Origin of the sequence: Brevundimonas sp. SL161 (assembly GCF_049896985.1) — a bacterium.
Classification (GTDB): Bacteria; Pseudomonadota; Alphaproteobacteria; order Caulobacterales; family Caulobacteraceae; genus Brevundimonas.
In genome coordinates, this window is record NZ_JAFCVJ010000002.1 from 191,091 (window position 1) to 209,808 (window position 18,718).

General features: G+C 66.7%; 15 protein-coding genes. 5 read left to right on the forward strand and 10 right to left on the reverse strand.

Going from position 1 to position 18,718, the window contains the following annotated elements:
- Nucleotides 1–11: 11 nt before the first annotated feature.
- From ACP7AU_RS03380 to ACP7AU_RS03390, 3 genes are read right to left on the reverse strand one after another with little or no spacing between them, the layout of a single operon-like run.
- Complete coding sequence (locus tag ACP7AU_RS03380) at nt 12–1,856, reverse strand: LVIVD repeat-containing protein (protein WP_426050520.1); 1,845 nt, start codon at nt 1,854–1,856, stop codon at nt 12–14.
- Nucleotides 1,857–1,885: 29 nt separating this feature from the next.
- Nucleotides 1,886–2,611: a DUF305 domain-containing protein gene (locus ACP7AU_RS03385; RefSeq protein WP_426037055.1), complete on the reverse strand. Its 726-nt coding sequence runs from the start codon at nt 2,609–2,611 to the stop codon at nt 1,886–1,888.
- Nucleotide 2,612: 1 nt separating this feature from the next.
- On the reverse strand, nt 2,613–3,320 hold the full coding sequence (locus tag ACP7AU_RS03390; RefSeq protein ID WP_426050521.1) for a hypothetical protein: 708 nt from the start codon (nt 3,318–3,320) through the stop codon (nt 2,613–2,615).
- Between the two features lie 236 nt (nt 3,321–3,556).
- On the opposite strand from ACP7AU_RS03390, the gene ACP7AU_RS03395 reads away from it, so the two are divergent.
- On the forward strand, nt 3,557–4,516 hold the full coding sequence (locus ACP7AU_RS03395; RefSeq protein ID WP_426050522.1) for an HNH endonuclease: 960 nt from the start codon (nt 3,557–3,559) through the stop codon (nt 4,514–4,516).
- A gap of 336 nt (nt 4,517–4,852) precedes the next feature.
- On the opposite strand, the gene ACP7AU_RS03400 is transcribed toward ACP7AU_RS03395, so the two are convergent.
- The 4 genes from ACP7AU_RS03400 to ACP7AU_RS03415 form a co-directional block, all read right to left on the reverse strand.
- Complete coding sequence (locus ACP7AU_RS03400; RefSeq protein ID WP_426050523.1) at nt 4,853–5,401, reverse strand: fasciclin domain-containing protein; 549 nt, start codon at nt 5,399–5,401, stop codon at nt 4,853–4,855.
- A 7-nt stretch (nt 5,402–5,408) separates the two neighbouring features.
- Nucleotides 5,409–6,341, reverse strand: a complete 933-nt coding sequence (locus ACP7AU_RS03405) for a hypothetical protein (RefSeq protein ID WP_426050524.1) — start codon at nt 6,339–6,341, stop codon at nt 5,409–5,411.
- A gap of 120 nt (nt 6,342–6,461) precedes the next feature.
- Complete coding sequence (locus ACP7AU_RS03410) at nt 6,462–6,611, reverse strand: hypothetical protein (protein ID WP_426050525.1); 150 nt, start codon at nt 6,609–6,611, stop codon at nt 6,462–6,464.
- A 42-nt stretch (nt 6,612–6,653) separates the two neighbouring features.
- Entirely contained in the window at nt 6,654–6,887 is a 234-nt protein-coding gene (locus tag ACP7AU_RS03415; RefSeq protein ID WP_426050526.1) for a DUF2283 domain-containing protein, read from the reverse strand.
- A gap of 147 nt (nt 6,888–7,034) precedes the next feature.
- Between ACP7AU_RS03415 and ACP7AU_RS03420 the strand changes: the two genes are divergently transcribed.
- Nucleotides 7,035–7,331: a nucleotidyltransferase family protein gene (locus ACP7AU_RS03420; protein ID WP_303694241.1), complete on the forward strand. Its 297-nt coding sequence runs from the start codon at nt 7,035–7,037 to the stop codon at nt 7,329–7,331.
- A 43-nt stretch (nt 7,332–7,374) separates the two neighbouring features.
- The gene (locus ACP7AU_RS03425; RefSeq protein ID WP_426050555.1) at nt 7,375–7,653 is read left to right on the forward strand and encodes a DUF86 domain-containing protein; all 279 of its coding nucleotides are present in this window, start codon (nt 7,375–7,377) and stop codon (nt 7,651–7,653) included.
- Between the two features lie 72 nt (nt 7,654–7,725).
- Here ACP7AU_RS03425 and lepA read toward each other — a convergent pair whose 3' ends face one another.
- Complete coding sequence (gene lepA / locus ACP7AU_RS03430) at nt 7,726–9,534, reverse strand: translation elongation factor 4 (protein ID WP_426037044.1); 1,809 nt, start codon at nt 9,532–9,534, stop codon at nt 7,726–7,728.
- Nucleotides 9,535–9,758: 224 nt separating this feature from the next.
- On the opposite strand from lepA, the gene ACP7AU_RS03435 reads away from it, so the two are divergent.
- Nucleotides 9,759–10,910, forward strand: coding sequence for an efflux RND transporter periplasmic adaptor subunit (locus ACP7AU_RS03435; protein WP_426037042.1), 1,152 nt, complete (start codon nt 9,759–9,761; stop codon nt 10,908–10,910).
- A 9-nt stretch (nt 10,911–10,919) separates the two neighbouring features.
- The gene (locus ACP7AU_RS03440) at nt 10,920–14,006 is read left to right on the forward strand and encodes an efflux RND transporter permease subunit (protein WP_426050527.1); all 3,087 of its coding nucleotides are present in this window, start codon (nt 10,920–10,922) and stop codon (nt 14,004–14,006) included.
- A 448-nt stretch (nt 14,007–14,454) separates the two neighbouring features.
- On the opposite strand, the gene ACP7AU_RS03445 is transcribed toward ACP7AU_RS03440, so the two are convergent.
- Together ACP7AU_RS03445 and nhaA are read right to left on the reverse strand one after the other, a co-directional pair.
- Nucleotides 14,455–17,070 (reverse strand): TonB-dependent receptor, encoded by a 2,616-nt coding sequence (locus ACP7AU_RS03445; RefSeq protein ID WP_426050528.1) that lies wholly within the window; start codon nt 17,068–17,070, stop codon nt 14,455–14,457.
- A 234-nt stretch (nt 17,071–17,304) separates the two neighbouring features.
- Entirely contained in the window at nt 17,305–18,516 is a 1,212-nt protein-coding gene (gene nhaA / locus ACP7AU_RS03450; RefSeq protein ID WP_426050529.1) for a Na+/H+ antiporter NhaA, read from the reverse strand.
- Nucleotides 18,517–18,718: the final 202 nt, after the last annotated feature.

Below are 18,718 nucleotides of genomic sequence, written 5' to 3' on the forward strand. Positions count from 1 at the left end.
GGATCGAGCGCTTACGCCGCGAGCCGCTGCAGCAAGCCCGACAGCGCCGTCATGCGCGCCTTGGTCGCCGCGCTGGCGTCTTCGGGGGCCGTCGCGAGAGCGGTCGCCAGCTCACCCGCAGCAGCCTTGTCGGCCGAGCCCGAGCGCCAGCCGGCAATCACCGCACGCACCCGCGCCTCGACGCCGTCCTCGATCGCGTCGGTGCGCGCGAGTTGATCGACGTAGGAGGCCGCAACGTCGGGGCTGTCGACCCACTCGATCTTCGTCTGGGTCTGCGGGTTGATCTCGACGCTCATGATGGCCTCGGCCGCCGCGATCTCGGCCGCCGACAGATCATCGCTGGGAAGCAGTTTGAGCACATCCAGACCACGCGCGATCTCGCTGGAATAGATCCGGCCGTTGAGCCAGTAGGCCGACCACGACCCGCCGACGTACAGCCGTTCGGCGCTCAGCGGACCGCGGTCGAAGAAGGCGATCTCGACCGGCTTCATCGCATCGGTGAAGTCCATGATCGAGATGCCGCCCTGGTACCAGGACTGGACCATCAGGTCGCGGCCGGGGACCGGAATGATGTTGCCGTTGTGGGCCACGCAGTTCTCGGTCGCGCCCTGCGCCGACGGCAGCTTGTGGAAGCTGCGGCCGGTCAGGGTCCGGTCGGCGATCGTGGCGATCATGTTGGCGCCCCAGGTCGCCGGATCCTCGGCCGTGCAACGCGCGCCGATGCCGCCGCCCCACTCGTCGGTGAAGACCACCTTGTCGCCGGCGTTGTTGAAGGTCGCCGAGTGCCAGTAGGCCATGTCGGGATCGAACATGTCCGACGTCCGCGCCGGGTTCTCCGGGTCCGAAATGTCCAGCAGGATGCCGTTGCCGCTGCACGCGCCGCCCGCCAGGCCGATCTCCGGATAGACGGTAATGTCGTGGCACTGGTTGGTCTGGGCGGTGTTCTGGCTGGCGATGCCGGCGCGCCCGCCGCGCCACAGGCCCGCGACCCGGCCCGTCGTGCTGTCGGCGAAGATGCGCGGACGGTTCACCAGGGCGGCGTTCTCCGGATGGTCCAACGGCACCTTGATCACGTCGATCGAGAACAGGGCCGTCTCGGGGTTCGTATCCGGCTGGCCGTCCGTGCAGATGTCCAGCTCGCCCGCCTTGCGCACGCTCGATGTGCCCTGGCCGTAGACGTACAGCACGTTGGGATCCGTCGGGTGCGGCAACAGGGTGTGGGTGTGCGAGCCGCGGCAGGTCTGGACCGCCGCAATCTGGCGCGGGGCGTTGAGGTCCGAGATGTCGAAGACGCGCACGCCGCGGAAGCGTTCGGCGCTGACCTCGCCCTCGTTGCCGCCGCCGCTGCAGTCCAGACGGCCGCGGTTCTCCTCGACCGACATGAACAGCAGGTCGCCGTGCACCGACACATCGCCCTGGCCGCCGGGGCAGACCACCGACATCACCAGCCGGGGCGCGCCGTTCGACACGTCATAGGCGTTGAAGCCGTTGAAGTTGCCGACGAACAGCCGGCCGTTCGACATCGCCATGTCCGAGTTCGCCATGCCCAGGACGCTGAAGGCGTTGTTGCCCTCGGCCGCGGCCCGCATGGCGGCGCGCTCCTCGTCGGTCTTCGGCGGCGAGAACATGGTCTCCGATGTGCCGAAGCCCGGCGCGTGCGGCGTGTGGCTTTCCAGCGCCATGCCGAGCGCCGCCTGTCCGGCGTCGTCGTATCCGGCCGACAGGCTCGAGCGCACGTCGGCGGTGATGACCTGAAGCTCGCCCGGTCCCGACGATTGCTGCGCCGCCGCGGCGGCGGCCCCCAGCAGAACGCCCAGGGCGGCGACGGTGGAAAGCAGTGTCTTGCGCAGGATCATGGACATCTCTCGGGTCTGGAGTTCGGGGTTCAAAGGTCGGACAGCAGGGACTGCATGCGCAGGATCTCCGCCTGCTGGTCGGCGACGACGGCGGCGGCGAAGTCGGACAGCATCGTATCGTTCGCCGCGTCGGGCCGGGTCATCAGGTCGTCGACCATGTCGAGCGCGCCCTGATGGTGCTGGATCATGCCGGTCAGGAACAGGCGGTCGAACGCGGTCCTCCGCGCCCCGGCCAGGGTCCGCATCTGGCGCGGCGTCAGCATGCCGGCCATCGGTGCGACGTCGTCCGGATCCGGGGCGGCGGCCGCGGGGTTCATGTGGGCGGAGTGATCCATGCCGCCGTGACCGGCGTGCATCCCCGCCATGTCGGTCATGGCCTCGGCCTGCCCCCGCTCGGCCAGCCAGCCGCGCATCAGCGCGATCTCGGCCTCCTGGCTCAGGGCGATGCGGCGGCCCATCAGCCCCACCGTCGGATCAGTCCCGTGCGTCTGCAGCAGTTCGACCATCTCCACCGCCTGGGCGTGGTGGACGATCATATGCTGCATGAAGCGGACGTCGTCTGCAGTGAAGGTCGTGCGCCCCAGGGCCCGCGCCGCCTCGGGCGTGACGATCCGCGAGGCCTGTCCCGGCGCGCCCGGCTGGAAGATCGGCACGGACTGGGCTGGCGCCGACTGGGCCGGCACGGACCGGGCGGAGGCCGGAGCTCCCGCCAGAGAGATCGCCAGCGCCAGAAGAATGCCAAACTCGCCGCGCACGCTACACCACTCCCGCGCCGCACGTTTCGGCCACAATCCAGACTAGGCGCTGGCCGCGCCAAAGGGCAAGCCGCTTGCCGACATCGTCACGGCCGGCGGTCGCAACCCCCGTCATCCGGCCTCCGACCACCCCCCCCCGTTCGATCTCGCGCAGGCGTTCGGCGTCGCGATCCTCCGCCTCCAGCCGCTCCAGCACATAGGCCAGCGCCGCCTCGTCCTGCGGCGACGGCCTGTTCCCGGCCCAGTCATCGGCCCCCGCCGCGCCCAGCCTCGCATAGGCTTCCGCCAGCCCGGCCAGAGCCTTGGCCTCGATCCACAGCCGTGACTTCATCGCCCGCCCGGACGCCAGCGTCGCCAGCCGCGCCAGGGCGATCGCGCTGGTCGCATCGGGGTCGTCGTCCGGCGGCGGGGCGAACAGGGTGGTCAGGGCCGGCTCGACCGTCTCCCCCCGGGGCCCCAGCTTCGCGTCCCGCGCCTTCGCCGCCAGCGTGACCGACCTGGCGTGCGCCCGCGCCCGTTGGTCGCCGCAGTCCCGCTTGGTCATCTTCGCCGCGCTGACGTGGCGATAGACGGAGTTGGGCGCCACCTTCCACTTCGCGCCCAGTTGTTTCGCCGTGGCGCCGTTGGCGTACTCCTCGACGATCAGGGCCCAGGTCTCGTCCGAGAGCCGGAAATAGGTCGCAGGGGCTTCGGGAGGAGCTTTGGCCATGCCGACAGTGTGCGGCCGCCGGGAGGGCATGCGCGGATAAAGGCTCTAAATAATGCCGGACCTTGATCCGTACGGCGAAATCGGACGATCCGTTGATGGGTATGGGCCGGATCACAGTCGCCGCTAGCCTAAAACCCGTACAACTGGCACTCCTACCTTAAGTAGGAATCAGGCGTGCAGCACCAACCACAGCTAGGAACTCGCGCCGGATCGATCTCTCACGAGACGCATCGCCTGTGACCGCGCTTCAGGATCGGCTTCAGACTCTCACCGAAGAGCATCGCCGCGCGCTCCAGTGGTTCTGGGATCGGCGCGGCGAGCTGATTGGCTGGCCCAAACCGCTTGAAGGCCTGTTCTTGGTCAACCGCCCGAAGGGCATTCATAAGCCCAAGGGCTGGACCCACACGCTCAGCGTCCGGCAGTCACTCACAGGCCCCTATGCCGACCGACCGCCCGTCGGACAGATGGATGGCGTTTGGACCTATCAGTATTTTCAAGAGGGCCAGGATCCGGCCGAGCGGGACAGCTATGCGACCAATCGCGGCCTGATGGCGTGCGCGCTCGATGATGTTCCGGTCGCCGTGCTTATTCAGGAGAAGGGACGACCCAAGGTCCAGTATCGCGTGTGGGGCCTCGCCAAGGTGGTCGGCTGGCACGAAGGCCACTTCACCTTGCGAGGTTATGATGCCGCCGGTGAGACGCAAAGTCCTCCCGTCAATGAGCCTGACCTCGTCTACGAACCGCCCACATCCGCCTACGGCGGAGTGGCCGAACCGGGCCCGCCGTTAAACTCGGAAGACGCGCGAAAGCGCATAGAGGCTCAAATTGTCGTCCGCCAAGGCGGTGCTAAGTTCCGCAAACAAGCCTTGAAGACCTTCAACGGCCGCTGCGCCATTTCCGGATGGGACGTCGAAACCGTCTTAGAGGCTGCGCACATAGTACCCTACAGGGGACCTCAGACGGACCAGGCGGACAACGCCCTCCTGCTCCGGGCCGACCTGCACACCCTGTTCGATCGAGAAATGCTTCACATCGACCCGGACAGCCGACGCATCGTCTTGGCGACAAGCCTCCAGCATGGCCCCTACAGAGTCTTTGCAGGGCAAGAAGTTCGCTTGGCGGAGGGTGTCTCAGCTGAGACCTTCAGAGGTCGCCTTATCCAACGCAGCGAACAGCTAAAGCCAAGCCTTACTTAGACGGCCCGCCGCTCGTAGCGGATGAGGTCATACTTCTCGGCAAACCACGCTACGAATGCCTCAGGCTCTTCGCCTTCTTGCCAATACCGCGACAGCTCAGCATCGTCTAAGCCCGCATCGGCTGTGTCGATGCACCAATCTCTCATCATCAAGCGGTCAACGGTCTGGACCCAACGCATCTTATTCATGGCGTTCCCTCGCTGCGTCCAAGATTGAGCCGATTTCGGCATCCGCGCCAAGCAGCGGGCTTGCATTGAGGCAAGCCCGCCGTCTCGTCGGCGAAGGCCAGAGTGCGTCAAGCAACGCTTCGCCGCCCCTCAGTCGCCCCGCAAGCCCCTACTCCGCCTTCACCAACACCCCGTCCACCGGCTGAACCACCCCGTTCGACACCACCGTTTCCGCCCCGGTCAGACGGGCCGTCGCGCCGTCCGCTGCGGTCACCACGATGACGTCGCCGTCCTTCGAGAAGGTCAGCAGGCCGTCGGACATGGTGCGCATCTGCACGCCGTCGGCGCCGCCGCGCGCCAGCGCGGCCTCGATGTCGGCCCGCGTCAGGGCGCCGGGCACGATGTGGGCGCGCAACAGGGCCGCGCTCTGGGCCTTCATGGCCTCGCCCGCCAGCTCGGACCCCGCGGTTCCGAGCGCGGCGTTGACGGGGGCGAAGACGGTATAGGGCCCCTTGCCTTCCAGCACCTCGGACAGGCCGCCGTTGCTGACGACCCCCTCCAGGGTGTCGAGATCACCCTCGTCGGCGATGGCCGCCGCCAGCGTCTGGTTCGAGGGCGCCGCGACGCCGTCGGGCCCGGCCTTGTCCGCGTCCCGCCCGCACCCCGCGAGGCACAGGACCATCAGGGGCGCGAGCGCCCAGAGTCTTTGATTGCTCATCGGTCCCTCAGGTCAAAAGCTGGATGACGGCCTGCACCAGCTGTGTGGTGGGGTCGACCTGATACACGGAGCCGTCGTTGTACCGGTACTGGCTCTGAGCGCTGTCAGCGTACTGGTTCCGATAGGCATAGGGCACGTTGTAGACATCGTAGCCGGCCGGCAGACGCTGGCCGACGTTGAACTGCTGACCCGTCAGCAGGGCCGCGACCTGGCCGATCGACGAGGTCTGCGGATCGACGCGGTACAGCACGCCGTCGGCATACCGATACTGGGCCCCGTCGGTCAGGCCGTAGTACTGCGAGCGCGACTGCGGCGGCTGCTGATAGGCGTACTGACTGGGCCAGGTGTTGCCCGGCGACAGGATGCCGCCCAGCACGGGCAGATATCCCATCAGGCCGCCCTGGGGCGTCGTGCGGTACACATAGCCGTCGCGATACTGGTAGTCGCCGTCGCCGCCCAGGGTGCGCCACACATAGTTGTAGCGATTATAGGGATCCCGGGCCCGCTCGATCTGACGCGCCTGTCCCGGCGGCAGACAGCCGTTGTCCTTTTTGGCCAGCCCCGGCGGGCACCCGTTCAGCATGCCCCGGTTCACGTCCCGGCGCAGGACCACCACGCCATTGTCGACCGTGACCCGTTGTTCAACCTCGCGGCGGACGTCCCGCTCCACGCTCCGCCTCTCGGCGCGGGAGACCTCGCGCACCACCTCGGGAACGCGCACCTCGGCCTGACGATCATTGCGGCCGTTGCCGCCGCGCTCGCCACGGCCGTTGCCGCGTTCATGGTCGCCGCCCGGCTCCTGTCGGCCGTGGGCGTCTCCGCTATTTCCATTGCCATTGCCGTTTCCACTGTCGTGGCCCTTTCCGTCCTGCGCCATGGCAACGCCGGATACGACCAGCGTCAGGGCCAGGGCGCTTGTCAGCGGGATCAGTCGCTTCATCGGAAGACTCCTCGTCCAGCCAATGACAACGTTACCGGATCACGGGTGTTCCGAAGATCCGCAGGCGGATCAATCCTCATCCATCTTCAGCGCGGCGATGATCCTGCCGCCGAAGGGGTCTCAGGACCGCAACTCCACCAGACGCTCGCCGGCCTCCAGCCGCTGGTGGAGGGTCGACCCGTTCGCCTCGATCGCGGCCAGCCATTTAGCGTTCGAGGCGCTAGTCTGAAGGCTCATGTCAGGCCCGCCGCCGAGCGCGACGCTGTTCATGCCTTCTGAGCGTGATCCTTAGACCGTCAATACGATCAGCGTCTATTCGGCCGCGCACGCCTGGCCGTCCTTGCCGAGCTTGGGAGACAGCGCCTTGATCCAGTCTCCGGGCGCCAGGACCGTACTGGCCGACAGCACCTCGATGCCGGTCACCTTGCCGCCTGCCGCATAGTCGAGCACCAAGGGTCCGGCGTCGGCGCCCTCAACGGCGCGCTCGTCGGACAGCTTGATGTAGAGCGCGTCGGCTTCGGCATCATAGGTGATTTCAATCGCCATCGGGCGGTCTCGCGTCTCGGTCGGGGTGGGCCGACAAGACGCGAATATGATCGCTTTCGTCGACGCATGCACCGTCTCGCGGGCGATGATCTTGCAGCAGACAGCGGCCCGCTCGCCACCCGGACCATTCCGCACTATCCTCGGCCCATGACCCGCGACGCTGTCATCGCCGTCCTGCGCGCCAATGAGGCGGCGCTGCGCCTGAAAGGCGTGGCCCACGCGGCGCTGTTCGGATCCCTCTCCCGCGGCGAGGCCGGCCCCGACAGCGACATCGACATCATGGTCGAGCTCGACCCGGCGGCCGAGGTCGGTCTTTGGGACTATGTGGGCATCACGCATTTCATCAGTGATCTGTTCCCCATCAAGGTCGACGTCTCGGAACGCAAGGCGCTCAGGCCCCACGTCCGGCCCAGCGCCGAGCGTGACGCGGTCCATGCCTTCTGAGGCGGATCGACAGGCGTGGGACTAGATCGCCGCTCATGCGGCGCTGGCCCATCGCTGGGCCGCCGAAGTCGAGGCCGCTGTCTTCGCGGCCGACCCCATGCGCTACCACGCGACTGTCCGCTGTCTTGAGATCGTTTCGGAGGCCGCCCGCCGGCTGTCGCCAGATGAACGATCGGCCGACCTGCCGTGGCGCGCGATCATGGACAGCGGCAACGCCTATCGCCACGCCTATCACCAGATCACGCCGACCCGCGTCCGCTATACCGCGATCGCCGATCTACCGGCCCTGATCGCCGCCGCTGAGGCCTCGCTCGCGCGCTGAAGCCCTAACGCCCCGATCCGCGCTCAAGCAGCGAGGCGCCGCGCGCCGAGCGCTAGCGCCCTCAAACTGCGGTCAATCCTCATCCATCTTCAGCGCCGCGATGAACGCCTCCTGCGGGATTTCGACCTTGCCGAACTGGCGCATGCGCTTCTTGCCGGCCTTCTGCTTCTCGAGCAGCTTTTTCTTCCGGGTCGCATCGCCGCCGTAGCATTTCGACGTCACGTCCTTGCGCAGGGCCCGCACGGTTTCCCGCGCGATGATCTTGCCGCCGATGGCGGCCTGGATCGGGATGACGAACATATGGGGCGGGATCAGCTCCTTCATCTTCTCGACCATGCCCCGGCCGCGCGTCTCGGCCCTCGCGCGGTGGACCAGCATCGACAGGGCGTCGACCGGCTCGGCATTGACCAGGATGCTCATCTTGACCAGGTCGCCGACCTTGTAGTCGGTGATCTCGTAGTCGAACGAGGCATAGCCCTTCGAGATCGACTTCAGCCGGTCGTAGAAGTCGAACACCACCTCGTTCAGCGGCAGCTCATAGACCACCAGCGCCCGGGACCCGACGTAGGACAGTTCGACCTGTGAGCCGCGCCGGTCCTGACACAGCTTGATGACGCTGCCGAGGTATTCGTCGGGCGTCAGGATGGTGGCCTTGATCCACGGCTCGGAGATGGTCTCGATCTGCATCACGTCGGGCAGGTCCGCCGGGTTGTGCAGGTCGATCTCGCGCCCGTCGCGCAGGCCGATCTTGTAGACCACCGAGGGCGCCGTCGCGATCAGGTCGAGGTTGAACTCGCGGGAGAGGCGCTCCTGGATGATCTCCAGATGCAGCAGACCGAGGAAGCCGCAGCGGAAGCCGAAGCCGAGGGCGGCGCTGGATTCCATCTCGAAGGTGAAGGAGGCGTCGTTCAGCCGCAGCCGGCCGATGGCGGCGCGCAGGTCCTCGAAATCGGCGGCGTCGACGGGGAACAGGCCGCAGAAGACCACCGACTGCACGTCCTTGAAGCCTTTCAGGGCCTCGGCGGTGGGTTTGCGTTCGTCGGTGATGGTGTCGCCGACGGCCGCGTCGGCGACCTCCTTGATCTGGGCGGTGATGAAGCCGACCTCGCCGGGGCCGAGCTGGTCCACGGGGGTGTTCTTGGGCAGGAAGACGCCGACCCGGTCGATCAGGTGGGTCGAGCCGTTCTGCATCATCTTGACCCGCATCCCGGCCTTCAGCACGCCGTCGAACACACGGACCAGGACGACGACGCCCAGATAGGGGTCGTACCAGGCGTCGACCAGCAGGGCCTTCAGCGGGGCGTCGGGGTCGCCCTTCGGCGCCGGCAGCCGGGTGACGATGGCCTCCAGCACGTCCTCGATGCCGATGCCGGACTTGGCGCTGCACAGGACGGCGTCCGAGGCGTCGATGCCGATGACGTCCTCGATCTGCTGCCTGACCCGCTCCGGCTCCGCCGCCGGCAGGTCGATCTTGTTCAGAACTGGAACAATTTCGTGATTGTTATCAATGGCCTGATAGACGTTGGCCAGGGTCTGGGCCTCGACCCCCTGCGACGCATCGACGACCAGCAGCGAACCCTCGCACGCCGCCAGCGACCGGCTGACCTCATAGGCGAAGTCCACATGCCCCGGCGTGTCCATCAGGTTCAGGACATAGTCGAGTCCGTCCTTCGCCGTATAGTTCAGGCGCACGGTCTGCGCCTTGATCGTGATCCCCCGCTCCTTCTCGATGTCCATCGAATCAAGGACTTGCGCCGACATTTCGCGCGCGGTCAGGCCCCCGGTGAATTGAATCAGCCGGTCGGACAGGGTGGATTTGCCGTGATCGATGTGGGCGACGACGGAGAAATTGCGGATTCGGTCGATGGGCGGCGTCTTCATTGTGCCGGGCGGTTAGCATGACCGGGCCCACAGCGCCAACGCGGGTCTTGATGAACGCCTTCAGCGAGCGGATTCGGTCCGGATTACATCGTCGTAATGGCGACGCTTGCGGTTTGAGGGCGGGGCCCGAACGCGGTATGAGACCCGGCTTGCCGGACGCGTCTTCTCCCGACCAGCGCCTCCCCCTGCGGCTCCCTCGCCCGCCCAGACAACAGGATCGCTCCGTGGCCCCCACGCCCTCCCGCCTTCTCCGCGCCTCGACACTGGTGCTTGTCCTCGGCCTGGGCCTGACCGTCGCCGCCTGCGGCGGGGGCGGCGAGGAGAAGGGTGAAAAGTCCGGCGCTGCGGCGGCTTCCGGCCCGACCGTCACGGTGGTGTCCGCCGCGGTGACCAGCCAGCCGCGCATCATCACCGCATCCGGCAGCGTCACGGCCTGGGAGGAGGTGCCGGTCGGCGCCGAGACCGGCGGTCTGGTCGCAACCGCCGTCTACGTCGACGAAGGCTCCTATGTCCGCCAGGGCCAGCCCCTGGTCCAGCTCAACGACGCCCTGCTGCGCGCCCAGTTGCGCCAGCAGCAAGCGGGCGTACAGACCGCCGAGGCCAACCTGGCCCGCGACGAGGCCGCCTTGGCCCGTTCGCAGGAACTGAAGGAACGCGGCTTCCTCAGTCAGGCGTCGCTGGATACGGCTCTGGCCAATCAGCGCGCCTCGACCGCAAACCTGGCCTCGGCGCGGGCGTCGCTGTCCGAGACCCAGACCCGGCTTTCGCAGGCGACCCTGCGTGCGCCGGTCGCCGGCCTTATCATCAGCCGCAACGTCACCCGGGGCCAGATCGTCCAGGCCGGGGCCGAGATGTTCCGCATGGTCCGCGATGGCCGGCTGGAACTCGATGCCCAGGTGCCCGAGACCGAACTGGCCCTCATCCGCGCGGGCCACACCGCCACCATCTCTTCTGATCAGGTCGGCCAGACCACCGGCCGCGTCCGCATCGTCACGCCGGAGGTGAACCCACAGAGCCGCCTGGGAGTCGCGCGCATCGCCCTGGCCGGCGGCGGCTTCCGCCCTGGAATGTTCGCCAGGGCCGAGATCGACGTTGGCGCCCAGCCGACCATCACCGTGCCCACGGCCGCCGTCCTGTATCGCGAGAACCGCTCGGGCGTGTACGTCCTGATGACGAATAACCACGTCCGCTTCCAGCCGGTGACGGTCCTGTCCCGTTCCGAGGCGCGCACCTCGGTCACCGGTCTGAACGCCGGGGCCCAGGTCGTGGTCGACGGCGCCGGCTTCCTCGGCGACGGCGACCGCGTCAACGTCGTTGCGGCGAGTGCTTCTACTGCTCCCGCGACCGTGCCTGCCGCCGCTCCGGCCGCGCGCTAGGGCCTGACCATGAAGAACATCTCCTCCTGGTCAATCAAGAACCCGATCCCGATCATCCTGCTGTTCACGCTGCTGACCATCGCTGGTCTGCTCAGCTTCAATAACATGCGGATCAACAACAATCCGGACATCGACTTCCCGCTGGTGGCGGTCACGGCCGTGCGGCCGGGCGCGGCCCCCAGTGAGATGGAGGTCCAGGTCACCCGGCTGATCGAAGACTCCCTCTCCGGCCTGTCGGGCGTGCGCCACATCAACTCCCAGGTCATGGACGGTGTCTCCTCGACGACGATCGAGTTCGAACTGGGCACCGACACCGAACGCGCCACCAATGACGTGCGCAACGCCATGAGCGGCCTGCGCGCCGACCTGCCCCAGGACATGCAGGAACCCGGTGTTCAGCGCATCGACATCACCGGCGACGCCCTGATCACGTGGGTCGTCCGCTCCTCGACCATGACGCCGGAAGAAATCAGCTGGTTCGTCGATAACAACATCAGCCGTACCCTTCTGGCCATCAAGGGCGTGGGAGAGGTCAACCGCTCAGGCGGCGTGGATCGCGAGATCGCCGTCGAACTGGATCCCGATCGCCTGGCCTCATATGGCTTGACGGCGGCGGCGGTCAGCCAGGCCCTGACCGGGGTCAACTCCGACCAGCCGGGCGGCCGGGTCACCATCTCGGGGTCGGAACGGTCCATCCGCACCTTGGGCGCCGCGACCTCGATCGAAGGCCTGCGCGAAACCCTGGTCCCGCTGAGCGGCGGCCGCACCGTGCGTCTGGGCGATCTCGGAACGGTGGAGGACCACTGGTCCGAACCGCGGCGTCTGGCCCGCTACAACGGCCAGGAAGCCATTACCTTCAACTTCCTGCGCTCGCGCACCGCCTCCGAAGTCAAGATCGCCGAAAAGGTCCGCGAGGCCGTCGCGAAGATTGACGAAGACAACCCCCAGCTGGAGATCCAGCAGGTCACGGCCAGCGTCGAACAGATCGAGGAAAGTTACATCGCCTCGCTGGAGGCCCTGCTTCTGGGCGCGGTCCTGGCGGTCATCGTCGTGTTCATCTTCCTGCGCGACTGGCGGGCCACCTTCATCACAGCCATGGCCATGCCGTTGTCGCTGATCCCCGCCTTCGCCGTGCTGGGACCGATGGGTCAGTCCTTGAACGTGGTCAGCCTGCTGGCCCTGTCCCTGACCATCGGCATTCTCGTCGATGACGCCATCGTTGAGATCGAGAACATCGTCCGGCACATGCGGGACGGAAAATCGCCCTACAACGCCTCGATGGAGGCCGCCGACGAGATCGGCCTGGCCGTCGTCGCCACCACCGCAACCATCATCGCCGTCTTCGCGCCGGTCGGCTTCATGCCGGGCATCATCGGCCAGTTCTTCAAAGCCTTCGCCCTGGCGGCCTGCGTCTCCGTGGCGTTCTCGCTGGTCGTGGCGCGAACCCTGACGCCGCTGATGGCGGCCTATCTGCTGAAGCACCAGAAGCATGAGGACAGGGACCCGTTCTGGATGGCGGGCTATCTGAAGTCGCTGAGCTGGAGCCTCAGGAACCGCTGGAAGGTCTTCGCCATAGGCACTGCGCTGTTCCTCGCCACGTCCTTGCTGGTCGCGCCTCGCGTGCCGTTCGAGTTCCAGCCCTCGGGTGACGTGGCTCGGGCCGGCTTCTCGGTTGAACTGCCGCCAGGCGCGACCCTGGCCCAGACCGACGCGGTCGTTCAGCGCCTGACCGGCGACCTGCGCGCGCAAAACGAGGTCACATCTGTCTTCGCCGCCATCGGCGGACAAGAGGTCAACCAGGCCAACGTCTATGCCGACCTGCTGCCCAAAGGTGATCGCGACCTGAGCCAGCAAGAGTTCGCCCGCACCATGGTCGACAGCTGGAAGGACATTCCGGGCGCCCGCATCGGCGCCGGCATCGCCAACCAGGGCGGCGGCCCTTCGGACGGCACCAGCTATACCTTCTCGATCCTGTCGGATAGCGGCGAGGCCCTGGTGGCCGCAGCTCGTGCCGTCGAGGCCGAGATGCGCACGGTCCCCGGCCTGGCCAACGTCGTCAACACCGCCTCGATCGCGCGGCCCGAGATTCTGGTCACGCCGCGTCCGGATCAGGCCGCCCTGATGGGCGTCTCGACAAGCGCCATCTCCCAGGCCGTCCGCGTCGCCACCATCGGCGACGTCGACCAGAACCTGCCTAAATACAACCTCGGCGACCGTCAGGTGCCGATCCGTCTGCGCCTGACCCGCGACGCCCGCGAGGACCTGTCGGTGATCGAGAACCTGCGCGTCCCGACCGCAAATGGCGGCGCGGTGCCGCTGAGCGCCGTAGCGGACATCCAGTTCGGCGCCGGTCCCTCACAGGTGCTGCGTCAGGATCGGTCGCGCATCGCCTCGATCACGGCCGAACTCGATGGCATCCGTTCGGGTGAAGCCGGCGTGCTGGTCCAGAAACTGCCCTCGGTCCAGAACCTTCCGGACGGCGTCCGTCAGGTCCCGGCCGGCGACCAGGAGTTCATCCAGGAGATGATCAGCGGTTTTGCGGTCGCCTTCCTGACCGGGATCCTGCTGATGTACGCCGTCCTGGTGCTGCTGTTCCGCAGCTTCGCCTATCCGATCACCATCATGGCTTCGTTGCCGCTGGCCATCGGCGGGGCTTTCGTGGCCCTGATGATCGGCGGGTCCAGCTTCTCGATCTCGTCCCTGATCGGGGTGCTGATGCTGATGGGGATCGCGGCCAAGAACTCCATCCTGCTGGTCGACTACATCGTCATCGCCGAGCAGGGGGGCATGAAGCGGATCGACGCAATCATGGACGCGGCGCACAAGCGGGCGCGGCCGATCCTGATGACCACCTTCGCCATGGGAGCAGGCATGATCCCGGTCGCCGTGGGCTGGGGCGCCGACGTCGAGTTCCGTCAACCGATGGCCATCGCGGTCGTGGGCGGACTGATCTCCTCGACCTTCCTGTCGCTGCTGTTCATCCCGCCGATCTTCACCATCGTGGACGACATCTCGGGCTGGATCCGGCGTCGACTGGGCGGGATGTTCGCCGGCCAGCACCACACCCAGGCAGGCGAGACCGCGCCCGCCGAGTGAACGGGCGCGCGGTCGGAGTCAGCCCGGTTCGAACAGGGCGTGGAATCGAGATTCCGAAGCCTCATCGGTGTTCGGGGATGTCGATCTCCGTCGTCGCCTGCGACAGGGTGAACAGCCGGCGGGTCGTCTGTTCGGGAGCGAGGCGGAGGCCCCGCGACGGCTGGGGCCGTACAAAGGCCCGGGTCCCTGAGGCCTAGACCGCGATCTGCATCTGTCGGGCCCGCCACTGATCGGTCGCATCCGGCCTGCGTTTCACGACCTTCAGCCGGTCGTCGATCGATGAGGCGAGTGCTCGGCCAGAGGGCCGCCGGCGTGGATGATCGCTCGCCCCCCGCGATCACAGTCGCGGAGCGCGTTCAACACCTCATGGCGTGTGTAGGATCGAGCACAAGAAAAAGCCGGCCGGGGTCGCCCCCGGCCGGCTCGGTCTTTCCGGCTTTCGCCGGGCTCAGTACTTGAGGCGGAGGGTCGCGCCGAAGGTGCGCGGGGCTCCCAGGAAGGCGTCGATGGTCTGGGTGTCGCCGGCCGGGTTGTAGAAGGTGCCGTTCGGCTGGACCGTGGTCTGGAAGCCGCTGCCTTGCAGGAAGCCGTTATAGGCGACCTGGACATACTCTTCGTCCGTCAGGTTCTGGGCCCAGGCTTCCAGCGTCCAGCGCTCGTCTTCCGAACCGATGGTGATGCGGCCATTCACGGTCCCAAAGCCGTCCTGCATCTTGAAGGGCAGCAGGTCGGATCCGGTGTTGTACTCGGTCATGTACTTGCCCTGCAGGCTGAAGCCTGCAGTCAGGCCATTGCCGATCGACCGGTTGAAGTTGACGGCGGCGACATAGGACCATTCCGGCGCGAACGACGGTGTGGCGCCTGGCAGAAGCGACAAGCCCGGGAAGTTGGCCGGGTTGGCCAGGTCAGCAGCGGTGAAGCTGGCGTACTCGGCCTTGGTGTAGGTGACGCCGCCGCTGAAGCTCAGGCCTTCCACCGGGGTGAACCACAGGAAGTCGGCGTCGACGCCGCGCGAGGTCAGCTCCGGGATCGACTCAACCACGAAGGCGGTGCCGAGGAAGGTGTTGAGCTGGAAGTTCTCGAACGTCTGGTCGAAGTAGGTGGCGTTCAGCAGCATGGAGCGATCGAACAGGGTGGTCTTGATGCCCAGTTCGTAGCTGTTGACGTCTTCCGAAGGGAAGAACAGCGACGCCTGCGGGGTCGGCGGAACCGTTCCCTGCACGCGATCTTGGTTGTAGCCGAAGCTCTTGTAACCCCGGGCATACGAACCATAGACCAGCACCGAGTCGTTCAGGCGATAGGCCGCCTTGACCGTGCCGCTGAGGGTGCCGTCGTTGGCGCTCTCACGGATGCCGCGGTTGGCGAAGAACGGGTTGGTCCAGGGCAGGCACAGGCGTGCGGTGATGGCGCCGGCGCTGGCCTGACCAGCGGCCGGGTTGCCGCCGCCGACCAGGGTGGCGAGGGTGGTGAAGTTGCCCAGGGCGCCGGCGCAGGTGGCCGAGGACGTGCCGACGTTGGTCTGCAGGCCTTCCAGCGTCTTCTTGTCGTAGGTGTAGCGCAGGCCCAGGGTCACATCGAACTGGTCGGTGACGTGCCAGCTGTTGTTGGTGAAGATGGCCAGCGAGTCCGACTGCTGCTGGTATTCGTCGCGCAGGGCCTGACCGGCGACGGGCGTCGGGCCCGTACCGAACACGGCGCCGCCGGTGCCGAGGCACTGCGTCATCTGGGTCACCGTCTGACCGGCGCGGGTGAAGCAACCGATCGAGTTGCCGCTGGTCGGAATGCCCAGGCCGGCGAACGGCGCCGTCAGCTGCAGCGACAAGACCGGAGCGTAGTCGGCGCCGAGGTAGAAGCTGTCGTGACGGTTGACCTGCTCACGGGTGGCGAACAATCCGACCAGCCAGTCGAGGCTGTCCGTGGCGCCCGCCAGGCGGAATTCCTGTGTGATGTTGCGGACGCTGGCGCCGAACTGGCCGTCGTTGACGCGGTAGGCGATGTCGGCGCCGGTGAAGTCGGCGTCTTGACCGTTCTGGACCTTCCAGTCGCGGAACGAGGAGATCGAGGTGAAGGTGGCGTTCCACTGATCGATGTCGATGTTGGCTTCCGCCGACAGTCCCTTGTCTTCGATCTGCTGCGCCGTGGACCGGTTGGTGAAGGCGTCGCGCGAGAAGGGCAGGAAGCCGAAGCCGGCGGCCGGGGGACGCTGGCCGGTGCCGTTCGATGCGCCGTCGATGAACGGATAGGTCGGGCCGGTGCGGACCTGAACGCCGGTGCAGCAATATTCGTCGCGGCTGGTGTAGTCACCGATGAGGCGGATCGACGACGAGTCATTTGGCAGGATCAGCAGCTGGCCGCGCACCGTGTAGAAATCGCGGTTCGCGTCGTCGGTCTCGGTGCGCGGGCCATCGCCCGTGTCGACGTTGTAGAAGCCGTCGCGCACACGGCGGGCGGCGTACAGGCGCATCGCGACCTGGTCGCTGATCGGGCCGGTGATCGAGCCGGAGGCGCCCAGGTCGCCGTAGTTGCCGGCGGTGAATTCGGCGCTGTAGCCCGGCGTGAAGGACGGGGCTTCGGTGATGATGTTGATGACGCCGGCCGAGGTGTTCTTGCCGAACAGGGTGCCTTGCGGTCCCTTCAGCACTTCGATGCGGCTCAGTTCGCCGATGTCGCCGAAGCCGACGCCATTGCGCGAGCGATAGACGCCGTCGATCACCACGCCGACCGAGCTTTCCAGACCGGGGTTGTCACCCACGGTGCCGACGCCGCGGATGCGGGCTGTGGTCGAGGCTTCCGACGTCGTCGAAGTGACGGTCAGACCGGGGGTCAGGATCTGCAGATCCTTGATGTCCTTGACGCCGGCGTCTTCGAGCGCCTCGGCCGACAGGGAGGTGACCACGATCGGCACGTCCTGCAGGCTCTGCTCGCGCTTCTGGGCGGTGACGATAATGTCGTCGACCGATGAGGCCTGGCCGTCCTGGGCCGAGGCGACCCCGGCGAAGCCGAAGGCCACCGCGCCGACGACGGCGGCGGATGCCGTGCAACGAAGAATTTGAGTAAGACGCATGGATGGCTCCCGGCTCATGGCCCGACGCCTCCTCTCGGAGCGCATCGCGGCGTTTCCTGATTCCCAACCCGCGCTCTTCTTACGGAGCGTCGGATTCTCGTGAGTTTTTCGTAGTGCAAGCCGCACAGTGCGACAAGGACAACGCTGTGCTCACGCCATGTTTCAGCCTTGGGATAGCGCCCTGTGTGACGCGAAAGCGACAGAACGTGATGACCTTAGGTCAATATTCGCGCCTCAAGATTCAGTAATCGGCTTCGAGGAAGCCCTCGAGGCTCGCTTCCGGTTTGACGCGACCGACAGAACGATCCCGCCCAGAGTCGCCGAAAGCACCGATCCCAGGATCACGCCCAGCTTGACTTCGACCTGTTCCGGCGAGTCCACCGCTCCGGGAAAGGCCAGGGCGCCGATGAACAGGCTCATGGTGAAGCCGACGCCGCAAAGAAGAGAAACGCCGTAGATTTGAAGCCAACTGGCGCCACTGGGGCGAGCTCCGAGTTTCAGGGCCGAAACCAGCCAGGCGGCGCCCATGACGCCGATCTGCTTGCCTATGAACAGGCCGGCGGCGACGCCGAGAACCAGCGGCGCGAACATCTGGTCGATCGACAGGCCCGCGAACGACACCCCGGCCTTGGCGAAGGCGAACAGCGGCAGAACCAGATAGGCGACATAGGGATGCAGGTCGTGCATCGCTTCCTTCAGGGGACTCTGCTTGTCGTCGGCTCGCGGGGACACCGGCACGATGGCGGCGAAGGCGACGGCGGCCAGTGAGGTGCTCAGCCCCGCCTTGACACTCAGCCACCAGACCAGGGCGAAACCGAGCACCCAGACCGGCGCAATGATCCGGCGCAACGACATCACCGAACCGACGAGCAGCAGCAAGCTAGCCGCGCCCACAAGCATCCAGTCCACGCCGGTGCTGAACAGAACGGCAATCAGGGCGATCGCGCCGAGGTCGTCGACGATGGCCAGGGTCAACAGGAAAACCCTCAACGACGACGGCAGTCCCTTGCCCACCAGAGCGAAGACGGCGAGTGCGAAGGCGATGTCGGTGGCCAGTGGAATGGGCCAGCCGTCGTGCGGCCCCCCGAGGACGCCGGAAACCAGCAGATACAGGCCTGCGGGTGCCAGCATCCCCCCCAGCGCTGCGACGATGGGGGTCACCAGCTTCTTCGGGTCGCTCAGCTCGCCTTTAAGGATCTCGTACTTGATCTCCAGCCCGACCACGAGGAAGAAGACGGCCATCAGGCCCTCCTTGATCCACTCCGAGACGGACAGTTCAAGCTGCAGCGGCCCCGCCTGGAACAGATGCTCGCTCTTGAGCCAGTAGAAATAGGCCTCGGACAGAGGCGAGTTGGCGACGACGAGGGCGGCGATGGCCGCCAGCCCCAGCACAGCGCCCGAGGCGGCCTCGGTCTTGAGGAAATCGAGTGTCAGTTTGTGCGCCACGGCGGCCTCCGGATCTGGAAGGGTGTGTTCCGTGGCGTCCGGTTATCGACGGACGCCGGACCGGGTTCGTCATCCGGAGACGACGCCAGCCTGGCCGTGCAGGCCTGATCTCTGATGTTAGAATACAGTCAAGCCTCGTGAGTTCAATCCGATCTCGCCGCCAGAGGGCGATTGTCGTCCTGGGCTGTCTTTCCAGCGATCG